Below are 14259 nucleotides of genomic sequence, written 5' to 3'. Positions count from 1 at the left end.
TGCGCTGCGGCAGTGTTCGCTGTCAGCATCCGGTTAGGCGAGCGATTGAGAGGAAGTAGCTGAAAGAGAACAAGGACGGATCCACCCATGACACAGACGGTGACTTGGCTCTGAAACCGACCGTGGTCGGTGACCATTTACGTCCGCCGCGTTACCCTACCGCAGCTAGTCTACCCAATCGCTCCGGCCAAGTCCGACCAGAACATATGGTCCGGATTAAAGGGGCTATGCACCAGTGGTTGCGGGCATATGTAAGGTTCTTGCTTCCAAGAATGAGCGGGCGCAACATCGTGCGAGCCAAGGACGGATGGGGCCTCGCCGTTCTCCCTTTCACTGACCAGGTCAGGAGATCACGGTCATGCGCGTTGTGCGTCTAACCATCAAGAATTTTCGTGGCATTTCGGACGCGGAACTTCATTTTAACGGGCACACGCTCCTCATAGGGGGCAATAACGTAGGAAAGAGTACGGTCTGCGAAGCCCTCGACCTCGTCTTGGGTCCAGACCGGCTCAATCGTTACCCGCCTATCGAGGAATTCGACTTTCGGAATGCCACCTATCTGGCAGACGACGGGGAAACGTTGGTCCCGCTTAAGATCGAGGCAGTTCTGGTTGATCTGAGCGAAGATGTGTCCAACATGTGTGCTGCGAACCTAGAGTTCTGGCATGAGGCTGAGCAAAAATTGCTCGGCGAGGGAGACATTGAGGCTGTAGACGGCGCTGCAGTGAAACCCTGCCTCCGCCTAGTGACCATCGGCAACTACAACATTGATGACGATACGTTCGAAGCAAGGACGATCTTTGGTCGTGCAAATGTCGACGACGAAGAGGAGCCTCGCCCTATTCCCTCCCGCGTGAAACGCGCTCTTGGTTTCCTCTACTTACGAACAATCCGGACCGGGTCGAGGGCGCTAAGCCTCGAGCGGGGCACATTGCTCGATAACATTCTCCGAATGAAGGATGCCCGGAAAGGACTGTGGGAGGGCATTCGCAAGCGTCTGACCACGCTCGACCCGCCTGTGGATGCGGATGCCAACGAACTGGGTCCTATCCTTGAGGAAATTGAGCAAAGATTGGCTGAATACATAGCGCCTTCTGGAGAAGGCCGCGCCACGCGATTATTTGTGTCCCAACTGACACGGGAACACCTGAGGAAAACAATTGCGTTTTTCCTTACTATGAATGACGGCGAGACCCCCGTGCCGTTTCAGCACGCGGGCACCGGCACCCTCAACACGTTGGTTCTGGCACTTCTGACCTTCATTGCAGACCTCAAGAAGGATAACGTGATATTTGCCATGGAAGAGCCCGAAATTGCTCTTCCTCCGCACACGCAGAGGAGGATCACCAACTACCTCATCGAAAAAACATCGCAATGCTTTGTCACTTCCCATTCTCCGTATGTCATTGAGCGCTTCGAGACCGATGGGATTGTAAAACTGGTCCGACAGCCAAATGGCGTGCTGTCGGGGGTTCCGATCCGGCTGCCCGAAGGGATGAAGGCCAAGAACTATCGCCAGAACTTCCGTCGCATATTGGCCGAGGCCATGCTTGGACGTGGCGTGATCGTGGGCGAAGGCATCACGGAGCAGGATGCCCTCTTTGTGGTTGCGCAGAAACTAGAGGAAGCTGACGATGACCTGTTTCCTCTCGATGTCGCCGGTATCACGATAGTTAATGCCGAAGGTGATGGAAACCTTGAGAAACTGGGCCTATTCTTCAAAGAAATCGGCATTCCCGCGTTCGCATTTTTTGATCGGAAGAAGCGGACGGAAGAAGAGCTAAAAGCGTTGAACGATACCTACGAAATCGCATGCGAGATAAAGCAGAAAGGCGCTGAAATGCTTTTGGCCACCGAAGTGCCGCTTGATCGGCAATGGGCATTTTTGGCTGCACACCGCGCAGCCAATCCTGAAGGTGAACATGGTATTCCTGCCGAACGCCCCGCTAACGACGAAACCCTCAAACAGCACACTGTCGGCGTTCTTCGGGGCTTGAAAGGAGACGGCGGCGCGGCACGGCTTTTAGGAACGTGCAGCGTCGCAGAGTTACCAGCGACTATCAAAGGTTTTCTGTATAGCGTCTACCTGCTAAATCCGAGGCCCGCTAAGAAAATCGCTCTCGATGAGCCGCCAGCAGCACCAGCCATTGAACCGGTTGCATAGGTTATGGCGCTGGTCATCGACGAGGACCGACAGCGCATCCTGGACGCCACCGAAACGGTGTTGGTCACAGGTGGCCCCGGCAGTGGCAAGACCACCATCGCCCTCGCCAAGGCACAACGTGTTGTTGAAGGGGGCCTGTCGCCCGGTCAACACGTGCTCTTTTTAAGTTTTTCCAGGGCCGCAGTGGCCCGGGTCGTAGATGCCAGCAAACTTCAGCTACCCAAGGCCCTTCAGGCGAGGCTGTCCATCCAGACCTTCCATTCCCTGTTTTGGGAAATCCTCCAAACCTATGGCTACTTGCTAGGAACCAAGCGACGCTTGGAGTTGTTGCTTCCTCAAGATGAGAAGGCGCTCAAAAACTTTGCCGAAAGTCAAGATTTGGATTGGAACGAGGAGCGCGAACGTCTGTTTAGGGAAGAAGGCAAGGTCTCATTCGACCTCTTTGCCGAAAAAACGCGCTTGCTCCTTGAACGAAGCGCACGTATCCGCCGACTCGTTGCGGCCCGCTTCCCTCTGATCGTGGTGGATGAATCTCAAGACACGGCCAACGACCAATGGGCTTGCGTGCGCCTGCTCGCCGAGCATACGCAATTGATATGTCTTGCCGACCTTGACCAGCAGATTTACGACTTCCGTGAAGGTGTCAGCGCGGACCGGGTCAACCAGATCCTCGATGAACTTCATCCCATCCGCGTCGACTTGCAAGGCCAAAACCATCGGAGTCCTGACTCCGAAATTTCGACATTTGGAAACGACATTTTACTCGGAACACCACGGGGCTCTGGATACCGCGGCGTGTCTCAGATCATGTTTCGACCGGATGCCATCAACAGAAATAATGCCATCCGTATGGCCGTCGGTCGGGCTCTAACTGCTGCCCGCGCTGCCGCCGGAGAAAAACCGATCGAAAGCATGGCGATCCTCGCCACGTGGGGTCGAGGGGTTAACCTCGTGTCGCAGGCGCTTCGCGAGGATGGCGCGAGGAAGGGCATTCCCCATCGTGTGGTTTTTGATGAAGCAGCAGTGCTTCTGTCCAGCAGGTTGGTGGCCTTCCTGATGGAACCACGCCGCGGCCCAGAACAACAGCTTCTTGACGTGGCAGAAGCCTTGGATCTCTCTGCGGGGGTCTTTCGTGCGCGTGGCAAGAAAGGAAATCTTGCGATTGCTGCCAAACTCGCAGCAACGGCAATCCAGTGCCGCTCAGGGAAGAAGCCTGGTGCCAACACCGCCGCGGGAAAACTTCTTCAAGTTGTAGCCGCGACCTCAACCCATACATTCAGCGGAGATCCCAAGCGGGACTGGCTGGATATGCGGGGTCTGATAAGGCAAAGCGGAAACAATGACATCGCTTCAATTTCGAAAGACGTTGATCAACTTGTCCTATTTCAACGAGGCCAGCGGATTGCGAATGGCTTCACTGAGCTCTGGCAGAGGCAAGGCGAATATGCGGGGGCTCGCGCCTCACTGGATGCCGCGCTTGCGGAAGACTATCTCTTGTCCGGCCGGCGAGAAGCCCATGGCATCCATGTGATGACGATCCACGCATCCAAGGGGAAAGAGTTTGATGTGGTCATCGTTTTCGACGACCACCACAGTTGTCCGCTTGACCGCAACGAGGCTCATCCGCATCAGGCATCGCGGCGCCTCTTCCGTGTGGCTATCACGCGGGCAAAGCACCATGTCCTGGTGCTCAATGACCGATACACGCCTACGGTGCTCATGCAGGGCCACAACTTGGCGCCGCCTTAGGAACAACGTGACCACGACGATCTCTCACGGTGGTTTGGCTAGGTGAGGCGGTCGGCGCCTCGTTATCCAGCGGCTTTGCGCATTTCCCTTCGTTCAGTCCACGTGGTGAAAGACCGGAACGGCGCCTCCAAAATTTCTGAAAGCGCTTCCGGGCCGTCGTTCGCCGATCGCGCCACGATCGCCAGAGCGAAATTGGCGAAGGCAACGACGTGATCGAGAACTTGGCAGGCAGCATCTCGCGGGATGTCAAAGCCGACCTGATCGCTTCCTCCGCCATATGCGTTGAGCAAGGCGTGCCCGCCGTGGACCAGCGCGCTCAGCGTGCCGTAACTGTTCTTAACCACACGGCCCAGCTTGCCGTTGAATGGCTCGTCTTGATCTAGGTAAGGCTCCACAATGGCCGTAAGCTCGTTGACAGTCATCGCGTGTTTCTGGCCTGACTCCCTGGGCCGGTGACGAAGTTTGTCATTCTTGACGAAATAGTTGACCTCCTCTTCCGTTGCCGGCCCGCTGAAAAATGCGCTTCGTAGCACCTGCTCCATCTGCATGCGATGCAGGCTGATCGCCGGTGCACCCAGGTCCATGAAGCCTTCGGCCATGAGGATGGCGGCTCCCCGACCGAAATCGATGGAAGCCCGCGCGAGTTGGGCCACTATGCGGACGCGGGGCGTAGCCGCCTCCAATCGAAGCGCCGCCATCGCACGCGGGATGGCCTCTATGTGTTCCCGGGCCGCATCTGCTTGCGCGACCATGAACTTGTGATCGTCGTCCACCGTCATTCCTTCCTGCGCGTCAGGTGCATCTTCGCTCAATGTTCCCCCAACGCGGCGGTGATAACTATCGTCCACCGACCGCGCTATCTGATCGCCCAATCTGCCTTTCGCGCAACGATCAATCGGGTGGCGCCTGCAAGTGGAAAGGAACGTGGCACAGGGCCGGGAAACTTTTTTCGCCTAGGTCGATTGACAGACCTCGGGATTGGACTACAAGGAACGGCATCCGAACCGAACGCCGTTGCGCAGCAACCGGCGACTGTCATCCGTCGATGCGAAAGGAGAGCCCCGTAGACCCAGTCCCCGTCCCTCATGTCGTGCCCAGCCCATAGAAAAGGACCGGAGAGCATCCACTCACCGGTCCCGCTACCCGCAGTGTTTTCTAGGCCCTGCGGGGAGCGTTTTAGGGCCAAACCCCACACCTGTCAAGCGTCCGATTCGTTCGAATTCGGCACGGGCAGCTGTGGCCCAAAATCCCCCCATTGCAAGGTCACATCCCGATGCGCCAATACGATACTGTCCGATTGATCCTCACCACCCACCTCAACAATTACGACATTGCTTCGGCCACCCAGGTCGCGGAGTCCACCGTCCGGCGCTACCGAAAGTTGGCGGCCGAAAAGGCCCTGACATGGGACGCGCTGAAAGACTGCGACTTCGACGCGTTCCATCGGGTGTTCAACAAGCCGTCTCCACGCCGTAAGTCCGATCTGCTTCCCGACCTGGCCGAGCTCGATGCTGAGCTGCTGCGGTGCCGGATGCCGTTGCAGGTCTGGTGGGAAGACCAGAAGTCAGAGTATCCGGCAACGACACCCTCGTATTCTTACCTCTCGGCCGAATTGCGGCGCTACCGCGACAGCCAACCGACCGTGATGCGGCAGACCCACATTCCCGGGGAACGCGTCTTCGTGGACAACAGCGGCAAGCTTGCCTATTACATGGACCGCGAGACCGGCGAACGCGTGGCCGCCCAAATTTTCATCGGTGTGCTCGGCGGCAGTTCGTTGCTCTTCGTGACCGCCACGGCCACGCAGCAAACCCACGATTTCATCCTTTCCCATGTCCGAATGTTCAACTATTTTGGAGGGGTCAGCGAGATCCTGGTGCCCGACAACTTGAAGGCATCGCACACCCAGGCCTACAGGGACATGGCCAAACACTACGGTGCCGTCGCCCTGCACGCCCGACCGTGGCGACCAAAGGACAAGGCGAAGGCCGAAGCCGGCGTCAAATTCGCGCAGCAACAGATCCTGTCCCGATTGAACAGAGAGACGTTCCATTCCCTGGACGAAATCAATGAGGCGATCGCCGGACTCTTGGAGCAAGCCAACAACCGTCCCATGACACGTGGAGAGCCAAGTCGTCGCGCGCGGTTCGAAGAAATCGAACGCGCCGCATTGCGGCCGTTGCCGGCGGCGCCGTTCGAGTATGCCGACTGGATGACGATCAAAGCGGTGGCCCCCGACTACCACGTGCCGGTGCAGGGTCATTTCTATTCGGTGCCGCATACGCTCGTCGGCAAGTCGGTCGACGTTCGGGTCTCCGCCGACCAGGTCACCGTCGTCCACCAGCGGAAGACGGTCGCCACGCATGTCCGCAGAAATGACGTGGGCGGCTCGACCACCCTGCCCGATCACCAGACCGTGGCCCATCGGGCCCAATCGGAGCGGACGCCGGACATGTTGAAGGAATGGGCGCAGGAGGCCGGCCCCAACATCGTCCGGTTTGTCACCGACCAGTTCGCGCAAGATCGGCGGATGCTGGGGTGGAAGCCCAGCGAAGCGATCAAGAGCTTGGCCGGCGCCCACGGGACCGAGGCTGTGGACCGGGCCATTGGCTGGGCTTATGAACAAGGCACGCCCAACATCTCGACCGTCAAACGCGTTCTGGCCAACGCGGAGCGCCGCCAACGCGAAGTCGTGCGGTCGAAGCTCGACATGAGCGCGCGCGCCATCCGGGAGAATCGTCATGACTGACATCAACGTCAATCAGCTGGTCGGGTCGTTGCGGAGCCTTCGCATGCCGGGCATGGCCCTGGCGCTGGAACATTGGGTCGCCGACCCGGCCAACGCCGATCGGTGCTCCCTAGAATGCGTGGCCGAGCTCGTGGCCCAACAACGCAACGTCGCCTCCAGCCTGCGGGCGGAGCGCTTCCGGAAGAAGGCCGTGCTGCCCGCCGGCCTCGTCATGGCCAACTGGGAGCCGAGCGCCAGTCGGGGCCTGGCCACCGCAAAACTGCGGCATCTGGAAACGTTGGCGTGGTTAGACCGGCGCCAGAACCTGATCATCACGGGCCCCACCCAGAGCGGGAAGACGCACCTGGCGTCTGGACTGACCCAGATGGCGGTGGATCGCGGCCGGTCGGCTCACTATGTGCGGGTGCCTGAGTTGCTTTCGGTGCTGCACGATCACCGCGAGGCCAAGACACTGACCACCTTCCTCAAACATGTGGCGCGGTTTGACCTGCTGGTGTTGGACGATTTCGCCTTGGAGCGCGCCTCGGTGAAAGACACCTACCTCCTCCGGCGTGTGGTCGACGTCCGCGAACGAGGGAACGGGGCGGTGATCGTGATCTCACCCCGGACGGTGGACGAGTGGGACGGTCTCTTCGCGGACCCGTCCGCAGCCAGCGGCATCTTCGGTCGGTTGCTCACCTCCGCCCACGACGTCGAGTTGAAGGCGTGGATGCGTAAACCCGGGCGGCGGTCAGCGGGCCCGTAGCCAGCCCCTTCTCCACAAGCCACCGTCGGTCCCTATGCCCTGGGCGAAAGCCCGGGGCTTTTTTTGCGCCCGCCGCGGCCGCTCCCTTAACTAAATCGTTGAGAGATTTCTCTCTATTACATTGAGATGATTTTTCTCATGCGCGAAGTCAGAAAGTTTTTCTGCGCGAAACTTGTGGGTTACACACCTGATGAATACTGTCCCCTTCGCGCGCCAGTTCAAAGCGCGGCGCGCCGCATAATTTTTTGACTTCGCATCTTGCGAAGGCGACCAAACCACGCGAACGAAGAGAGAGCCCGACCAATGGCGGGCTCTCTCTGGGTGCGATGAAGCAATGGAAAGAAGTCGGGGGTTGGAACTGACATGTGCCTGGTGTGGATGCACCGCGGACATGTTCATTTGGACGCCGTCGAACGGTGCGGGTGATCGTTCGACGGCCATGCCAGTTCGCCCCGCGGTTAAAACAAACGGCTGCACTGACCTTGCGTCATGGTCTGGCCCGTTGAATGGGTGGCCGGTAATCCAAACGCTCCTGGGCAACGGGAGCGGTGGGAACGTCCGGCGGCGGTGCCGGCAGCGGGGACACCTCCTCGAACGCGGCGCGTTCGACCGGGTTCATGGCGGCCAGCAATGGCGGCATGAGTTCACCAGGCATATTGGCCAACACCTCGACCGTCCGTCGGAACACGACATTGGCCCGCTGCTCACGTTGGGCAACTGCGGCCGCTTGGCGCTTCAGGTCGTCCGCCCTCACCGACCGAAATCGCACTGCAGCCTCCATCTCCTGCACGGCGTGGTGTCGATGCGTGACTTCGGCGGCGAGCTCACGCCAGGCCTTCGGCTTGCCGCGGGTCGCCCATTTCGCGGCGAACATGCGGAACCGATGGTCCCTGGCCCATCTGGCCGCACGCTCAGAAGCTACGATGCGACGCCGTCGGGCCTCGTCCAGCTCGTATTCGGCTTCCAGCTTCGCGGCGGTGGCACGCTCGGCCCTTCCCTCGTGCTCAGCACGACGTCCGCCGAGCTCGCGCAGGACCGCCAGTGCCCGTTGCAGGGTGCGCACGAGCCGAAGCCACGCTCCCCACCGCGCGTCGTCGTCTGCCGACGCTGGGTGCGGAGCGATGGCCGTGAAGCGCTCCACCAGTGCCGCGTCGGGCGACAACGCAGGTCGGGCATCCATCTCGGCCAGCTGAGGAGAAGCCGAACCCGTCGCTGGCTCTGACGGCACGAAGTCGAATTTGCCTGGCATGGCGTCCGTCCGTGTCATCGGCGCCGGGCGTTCCGCTTCCACCCCCGCCAAACGCTCTCTCGCCACGTCCGACCGGGCCTGGTCCTGCTGGGCCGCCGCGACCTCGGCATGGGCGGCTTCGTAGACCTTGCTCATCACGACGATCTCGCGGACCGCGTCTCCCTTTCGAGTGAAGAAGCCCTTTCGTTCGAGCGCAGTGGCTTCGGCGCCCAAGGTGGGCTGCGGCTCGATCGGCAGACCCATCCGGACGTAACTGCGGTGGTCATACTGGGCGTCGATACCGGCATCGGCTGCCGCCTCGGTGGACATCTCGGCCCAAGTGCGGTTGAACATCTCGACCATGCCCCGGCCGAGCTTTCTGCTGATCAGCATCGGATGGCGCGGACCAAACGTTGCAGTGCTGGCCGCCTCCTGATCCTCGCCGTCCGGAACGGACACCAGTAGCGGACGGGATGGGAAATAGAGATGGGCGTGATACCCCTGCTTCTCTTGCGGTTTCACATCCCCGAAAAGATCGACTGAGGCGTCGCGGTGCAACCCCACGGAAACCGGCGTGCTGAGTTCGCACATGATGAACCGGGCCAACCGTTCGGCCAGTTGGCCGGCTCGACGATCATCCAACCCCAAGGGAATGGGGATGCGATAGTCGCGAGCGACTTGTGCATCTTTGCGTCTCTCGACGCTCTCCACCCAGTTCCAAAGCTGGGCAGGATCGCTCGCCCAGCTTGGAGCGCCCTCAGGCGCCACAGTGGTAGCAAAGACGATTTCCTCCCCCGCAGCACGACGCGTGTAGTCGTGCCAAAGGCCAGTGCGTTCGTCTTTGAGTTTCAGGCCGAGCCGATATGCCGCACCGGCGACCGCAGAATGGCCTTTGGATCGAGAGTGGACTTCGAGGTGGGGTCGAGCATGTCGCATGGCATTCCTTATCTACCGCGTGAGGCGGTGCGTCTGTTCCATCGGTCCGAAGACCGTCAAATAGCCTGCGCAGAGCTTGATGAGCACTGCGCTGCCTCGTGCAACCCATCAAAGCGGAGGGTCGATGACTGTCAATCGAACTTGACATGACGCGCATCACAATCCCGAAAGAATCATGTCTTTTCGGCAAATCTTGCAAGGTCTTCCGAACCGGGTCGGCAGCGTCGACGGCAGGAGACGTAGGAACGACACGCGAGATGTCGATCAGGGTTTGTCAGTTGGCAGCGAGAGGGACACGCCCGACGTTGCGGTGTGCGCTTCGCTCTGGCACCTTCTTTTCAGGCATTTGCTAATGATTTTCGCTTTTGACTTGGCTCTTAGCGGCGTGTTGGAACAACTCATAGACGCGCTCTTCGCTTTTGCTTGTTGCTGGTGGTTTGGACGTTGCATTGGCCCCGTAAACCGGGGGCGGACCACCCGGTGCATGCGCCATCGCCGAAGCGGTAGCATCCGGCTCCGCCCGACCGCCATGCCTTATCTGTCACCGCAACCAAAAGGGGTTCATCTGCATGCTCTTTGGATCGCCGCCAAACTCGGACGAGTTAATGGCATTTAAGGCCCTCCTCGACGCCGGCCTCGCGAACGTGGACAGCTTCAACAAGGTCTACGTTGCCGCCCTTTCCGGAGGTGTCGCCTTCGTCTCCCTCGTCGTGGGTGCCGTGATTCAGGTCTTTGTGATGAGGCGTCAACTGAAAGTTCAAAGCGACATTGCACAAGACCAGCTAGCCACGGCCGCTCGACAGCTGGAAGCGCATGAGAAAATCGCGGAAAAGCAACAGGAGTCTTCCATTCGGCAATTGGACATTCAACTGTCCGCAAGCCGAAGGCTGGCCCACGACAACATCGCGGCAAAGCGCCAAGAATGGATCAACGGCCTCCGCAGTGACCTTTCTGTCTATTTGGCTATGTGGCAGGACATTTCATACCGGTGGCAGGCAATCGTGGATCGCGCGTCAGAAGAGATCAACTCACAAAGGCGTGCGAAGGGCGGAACCTCTGTGGCCGCTAAGCTTCCAAGGTTCGAAAAAGAAGTGGCTGATATTCGTTTTCGAGCACACGAGAACGTTTTGCGAATCCGATTGCGGCTGAACCCGAATGAAGATAACCACAACCAGTTAGTGAAATTGATCCAACGTCTCGAAGCCAACGTTCAGCAGTTCGATCGAACACGATCCAAAGAGCCAACATCCGTCATTCAATCGCGCATCGGCGAGATCATCGAGCAGATCTTGTCCCAAGCGCAAATCATCCTCAAAGAGGAATGGATCCGAGTGAAGGGAGAGCAAGGCATCGTCAGCAACGCCCTAACGAACGCGTCAACCTAAACACAACGGAAGGTGGAATCACATGAGTGTCCAGCCTAATGACATTGAACACCGCAAGCTCCAATCCAACCACCGGCGCGCCGACGAGCGACTGAAAAAAGCTTCTCTCGTCCTGGATGCCGCAAAAGCGGCAAAAGACAGGGGCACCCGACGCGGCCAAGCCGCCATTCGACACACCGCCAAGGCGCATAAGAAAGCCGCGCTGTCGGAAGCGATACATTCCGCAGCGCTGTTGGAGTATGTCTTGCCACCTTCCAGCGTGTCACCGGCTGTCAGAAAGCGGCTCTGATCGCGAGTGCCGAACGACTGAGTGAGGCACCGTTGCCAGGAAACGTTTCAGGCGGGCTGGATGTGCTGTTCTTGATGATGAGAACAAAGCTGAGCCAGGGGCATGATCCATCCTGTTCACACCAGATGATCATGCTCTCAAGGCCGGGACGGCTTCATCAACCATCCCGGCTCACCTGGACCGCGCTGACCTCGCGGGCCGCTTCTTGGGGCTTCACCGATCGGTTCCGTCAAGCGCGAAGCTTCACGGTGAGACGATTCAGGTAAAGCGGACGCGCCTGTCCGCGCAAAGGTCGTGGTCTGCTTCTTCAACAAGCACCTCAATCGCTTTTCGCACTTTCTTGCTCATTTTCTCGTTTGACTTCTCGACGAAATTTCGTCGGTCTGCTTGATCCCCTTCGCGTCCACCGCGGGCCGCCAGTTCTCGCGCCGGAAATATCAATTCTGCTGAGAATTCTGCGCAACGTCGTGGCTCTGATTTTCCTTCAACCACTTCCGGCTCATTCCATTCGTGGCAAAGCGTCACCGATACCGGAACGTTGAACCGCCACGCGACATAGGAAGCCACGCGCTTCGTCAACCTCGCCGCTCGGTCTTCATCGTATCCGTTAGGCATCGAAATCCACGCGTGGTGCGCAAGCGCCTCGCGCCCACCTTCCGTGGCTTCATCCACCGAATTCAAGAGGGTTTCAACGTCGAAAGCCCATGCGGGACTGTCATCGGGCGCAACGACATACGTTTTCACGACGGTCCTCTCTGGATCTTCGTCGCCGACATCATGGAAATCGCCGCTTCGCCCATCGAAGATTGGCCTTTTTTGCAAACGAGAAGCGGCTTCGAACATGGATGGTTCGAAGAGGCGATGATAAGTAATGAGTGAAGGTGGCAAATACATCAATGATCCTTTATGTGTGGAACGAGGCGGAGGTTGCAAAAGGGCATCCAAGCCGAACCACAATGAATGTCAATGCGGCCAGCATGAGAAAACTGCACTGAGTTCTAGGAAGCATCCGGAAACGCGACTTTCGTCACGCTGCATCGTTCTGCACGGCACCTTTTGGGTGAATGCGCCTGTGCACTTACTAGAAACACAACCTAAGCGTGAGTCGTTCTGCTTGCCAAGGGCTCACTCGTATCAACCGACGGGAAATGGCCGTCGTGCGAGGATTCCACGAGGCCACTCGATGTGCGTGTCCGTTCCCGCTTGGGGTCACAAGGGGATCAATGTGGCGTCGTGGGGCGCAAGAGGCCGTCGCCCTTGACCACGGGAATGGGCGACCGCGCTATCCTCTTCCCATGTGCTACTCCGCTCAAATTCAGGCCGACTTCAAGGCCTACCAACGTTTCGGGGGCGACCTCGACCTGGATGCCTACGTAAAAATGGCGGGCTGGTCGAAGCGGAACGGCAACTGGATTCAGAGTGTCCCCAAGGGCATCCGCAACGCCTTCCTGGACTCTGACGAACCCGACGAACAGGAAGCCCGCGCGGCCGCGCTAGACGCTTACCAGGCCGCCACTCTCGTCTTGGAACAGGAACTGGCCGAACAGACTGCCCGGTTGACGAAGGCACAGACGGTCTTGACCGGCCCCAAGCCCACCAAGAAGGCCGAGACCGATCAGCGCGTCGCGACCAAGAAGGTCGCGGCGGCCAAAGCCAAACTGGCCGAAGTCCACGACCACGCCAAGGGTGACGGCTATGCCCGGATCTGGCCCGGCGGCATCACCCCGGTGCTGATCCGAGATCCGGCCACCGGGGAGCGCCGCGTGGTGCCCATGCGCTACCGGTGCCGGCTGCCCAGCTGGACGGCGGCCGATGAGAAGAAGTGGGACGGCACCTACAACGCTCGCAGAGACAAGCTCACCACCGCCTGGCGAGAGCTGTGGGGCAAGACCCACGGGATCATGTTGGCACGCCGCATCTATGAGTCAGTGGCCCTCCATGACTTGGAACGCCGTTTGTTGGTTCCCGGAGAGCGGGAGACCTCGGTGGAGGTAGAGTTTCGCCCGGAGCCGGATCAGGACCTGTTGCTGGCTTGTCTGTGGCGCTATGTCGAGCCCGAGGGCGAAGAACCAGGGTTCTACACGGTGGCCGCCATCACCGGCGATCCCCTGCCCGACTTCGTCGCCGCTGGACACGACCGCAGCGTCATCGCGATCAAGCCTGAGCACCTGGATGCCTGGCTCGATCCGCAGGCCGGCGGGCTGATGGACATGGTGGCGATCCTGGATGACCCGCTGGATATCACCTACAACTATCAGACTGTGAACAAGGGCGACGCGTAATCATTCAAGGCCCAGCCGGGCAAGATCGTCAGCGGCAGGTTCAACTGCTGGGTTCAGGGCTATTTCTCGCCACTCCCGCCAGATCGTTGGGTGCTCCAGCTTTAATGCTGCCTGTTCTTCCTCGTTTGGTCGAAACCAGAAGATGACGCGAGTTTCGCCGAAAGTCCGTGACGAACGCAGGAAAACCACGCTGTCGGCATCGGTTGACCAAACCATCCCGAAGCCACCGTTTGACGCATAGGACCGCACTCCGACTGATTCGCGATATTCCGACGCCGCCGGGTCGTTCGTCACCACAAACGCTGGGAAGAACGCGATGTCCGGGTTTAAAACGAAGTCTGCCAGGCGACGCCAACGAATTTGACATTGATCCGCCAGATGGCAACTGATGAGCTTTGCGAAGTATTGGGCCAATGGGATAACGCCAGGACCCTCAGCCTTGAACAAATCTTCGTTTACCGCAATCCCATGTTCATCAGGCCGACTTAGTCGCTCTTTCTGCGCTTCAAAAAAATCGTCGAAAGCGCGGTCGGCAGGCTGAGTCCGTTCGTTATTGCACCGAGCGCAAAGCCCGGACTCAAAGTGAAGCAACTTAGAGCGCAGGCTTTGTAGCGGACGATACCGCCGTTCCGGATCGAACGAGGCAAGGACCACTGGCTCACTGCCAAATTCTGATTTCATCAGTGACCGCTTGATGCGGTGCTCACCGGTCAAGGGCCCGGCCGCTCCGCA

11 protein-coding genes are annotated in these 14259 nt (G+C 59.1%); 7 read left to right on the top strand and 4 right to left on the bottom strand.

Annotated features, from left to right (window positions below; genetic code table 11):
• Positions 1-358: 358 nt before the first annotated feature.
• Entirely contained in the window at positions 359-2164 is a 1806-nt protein-coding gene (locus J2X57_RS00415) for an AAA family ATPase (RefSeq protein ID WP_309862471.1), read from the top strand.
• Positions 2165-2167: 3 nt separating this feature from the next.
• Positions 2168-3913, top strand: coding sequence for an ATP-dependent helicase (locus J2X57_RS00410; RefSeq protein ID WP_309862468.1), 1746 nt, complete (start codon positions 2168-2170; stop codon positions 3911-3913).
• Positions 3914-3975: 62 nt separating this feature from the next.
• Here the strand turns inward: J2X57_RS00410 and J2X57_RS00405 are convergent, their stop codons facing one another.
• Positions 3976-4686, bottom strand: a complete 711-nt coding sequence (locus tag J2X57_RS00405; protein WP_309862466.1) for a hypothetical protein — start codon at positions 4684-4686, stop codon at positions 3976-3978.
• A 500-nt stretch (positions 4687-5186) separates the two neighbouring features.
• Here J2X57_RS00405 and istA point away from each other — a divergent pair, with 500 nt between their 5' ends.
• Both istA and J2X57_RS00395 read left to right on the top strand, forming a co-directional pair.
• The gene (istA, locus tag J2X57_RS00400) at positions 5187-6662 is read left to right on the top strand and encodes an IS21 family transposase (RefSeq protein WP_309862464.1); all 1476 of its coding nucleotides are present in this window, start codon (positions 5187-5189) and stop codon (positions 6660-6662) included.
• Positions 6655-7407, top strand: coding sequence for an ATP-binding protein (locus tag J2X57_RS00395; protein ID WP_309862461.1), 753 nt, complete (start codon positions 6655-6657; stop codon positions 7405-7407). Before istA ends, J2X57_RS00395 begins: the two co-directional genes overlap by 8 nt.
• A gap of 487 nt (positions 7408-7894) precedes the next feature.
• On the opposite strand, the gene J2X57_RS00390 is transcribed toward J2X57_RS00395, so the two are convergent.
• The gene (locus J2X57_RS00390; protein WP_309862458.1) at positions 7895-9571 is read right to left on the bottom strand and encodes a MobA/MobL family protein; all 1677 of its coding nucleotides are present in this window, start codon (positions 9569-9571) and stop codon (positions 7895-7897) included.
• 569 nt (positions 9572-10140) lie between these two features.
• Between J2X57_RS00390 and J2X57_RS00385 the strand changes: the two genes are divergently transcribed.
• A complete protein-coding gene (locus J2X57_RS00385; protein WP_309862457.1) occupies positions 10141-10956 on the top strand; it encodes a hypothetical protein in 816 nt (271 codons plus the stop codon).
• A gap of 22 nt (positions 10957-10978) precedes the next feature.
• Positions 10979-11245, top strand: coding sequence for a hypothetical protein (locus tag J2X57_RS00380; protein ID WP_309862454.1), 267 nt, complete (start codon positions 10979-10981; stop codon positions 11243-11245).
• A gap of 258 nt (positions 11246-11503) precedes the next feature.
• Here J2X57_RS00380 and J2X57_RS00375 read toward each other — a convergent pair whose 3' ends face one another.
• Entirely contained in the window at positions 11504-12139 is a 636-nt protein-coding gene (locus J2X57_RS00375; RefSeq protein WP_309862452.1) for a hypothetical protein, read from the bottom strand.
• A 401-nt stretch (positions 12140-12540) separates the two neighbouring features.
• On the opposite strand from J2X57_RS00375, the gene J2X57_RS00370 reads away from it, so the two are divergent.
• Complete coding sequence (locus tag J2X57_RS00370) at positions 12541-13527, top strand: SOS response-associated peptidase family protein (protein WP_309862449.1); 987 nt, start codon at positions 12541-12543, stop codon at positions 13525-13527.
• On the opposite strand, the gene J2X57_RS00365 is transcribed toward J2X57_RS00370, so the two are convergent.
• Positions 13528-14241, bottom strand: a complete 714-nt coding sequence (locus J2X57_RS00365; protein WP_309862446.1) for a hypothetical protein — start codon at positions 14239-14241, stop codon at positions 13528-13530.
• Between the last annotated feature and the right edge of the window lie 18 nt (positions 14242-14259).

Origin of the sequence: Luteibacter sp. 1214, from assembly GCF_031455395.1 — a bacterium.
GTDB classification, from domain to species: Bacteria; Pseudomonadota; Gammaproteobacteria; order Xanthomonadales; family Rhodanobacteraceae; genus Luteibacter; species Luteibacter mycovicinus.
This window is presented reverse-complemented; position numbering and strand designations above follow the sequence as displayed.